Origin of the sequence: Avibacterium gallinarum (assembly GCF_002921135.1) — a bacterium.
GTDB classification, from domain to species: Bacteria; Pseudomonadota; Gammaproteobacteria; order Enterobacterales; family Pasteurellaceae; genus Avibacterium; species Avibacterium gallinarum.
Genome location: NZ_PQVJ01000064.1, coordinates 1 through 567 on the forward strand (window position 1 = coordinate 1; position 567 = coordinate 567).

Below are 567 nucleotides of genomic sequence, written 5' to 3' on the forward strand. Positions count from 1 at the left end.
CTTTCCCGAAGTTGTTCTCTCGTTGAGAACGCTTACTTGCTTTTGTTCAAGTAAGTCTTTCTTTTACTCAGACTTCTTCAATTTAATAAGAAAATGGCTCTATCACTATCACCACTCCCTCATTAGCTTGAAAGTCTCTTCAGTTTTCAGCTTGTTTTTACATTGTTAAAGAGCAAATTAGATATGACGCTTACGTCTTATCATTACTAAATTCTTTCTACTTCCCTTTCATTCTATTTCCTAAACTAGGTTTCGATGTTTAAGGAAGTTAAGGTAATTAATTTAAAAGAACTTACTAATGATTTGGTGGAGATAAGCGGGATCGAACCGCTGACCTCCTGCGTGCAAGGCAGGCGCTCTCCCAGCTGAGCTATATCCCCAATCATTCTCCGCATCACTTGAGTGGTGGGTCTGAGTGGACTTGAACCACCGACCTCACCCTTATCAGGGGTGCGCTCTAACCACCTGAGCTACAGACCCTCAAGGATTCGGGTTATTCTTCATTTGCTATTCATTGTCTAACATCAATCATCACAATCTGTGTGAGCACTCATCTATTCCGTCTTG

Annotated in this window: 2 tRNA genes; both read right to left on the bottom strand. The window is 41.1% G+C overall.

What is annotated here, in order from left to right:
- Window positions 1-304: 304 nt before the first annotated feature.
- Window positions 305-380 (bottom strand) — tRNA-Ala (locus C3007_RS11400).
- Between the two features lie 23 nt (window positions 381-403).
- A tRNA-Ile gene (locus C3007_RS11405) sits at window positions 404-480 on the bottom strand.
- Between the last annotated feature and the right edge of the window lie 87 nt (window positions 481-567).